This is a genomic window from Streptomyces sp. NRRL F-6676 (assembly GCF_000725625.1).
Taxonomy (GTDB): Bacteria; Actinomycetota; Actinomycetes; order Streptomycetales; family Streptomycetaceae; genus Streptomyces.
In genome coordinates this window covers 1-330 of record NZ_JOHS01000139.1, presented here as the reverse complement: position 1 = coordinate 330, position 330 = coordinate 1, and the positions used below count along the sequence as shown (strand labels likewise).

The window sequence follows — 330 nt, the reverse complement described above, 5'->3', positions numbered from 1 at the left end:
GCGGTGATCGGGCCGTTGCTGGCGCCGCCGCGGATGGGCAGGCCGGTGCGTGACCGTCGCCAGGTGGTCAACGGGATTCTGTGGAAGCTGTCCACGGGCGCCGCCTGGAGAGATCTGCCGGAGAGGTACGGGCCCTGGAAGACGGTCTACGAGCGCTTCCGCCGCTGGTCGGCCGATGGAACCTGGGACCGGCTCCTCGCCCATGTCCAGCAGCATTGCGACGCGGCCGGCGCGGTCGACTGGACGGTCGTGTGCGTGGACTCGACGACCGTGCGTGCCCACCAGCACGCGGCCGGGGCCCGAAAAGGGGGCACTCGATCCGGCCGGGTG

Annotated in this window: 1 protein-coding gene; it reads left to right on the top strand. The window is 71.8% G+C overall.

All coding sequences use genetic code 11. The features are described 5' to 3' along the window. Positions 1–3 precede the first annotated feature (3 nt). Positions 4–330 (top strand): IS5 family transposase (locus tag IO29_RS31350; protein WP_234316404.1); only part of this gene is annotated, 327 nt, incomplete at its 3' end.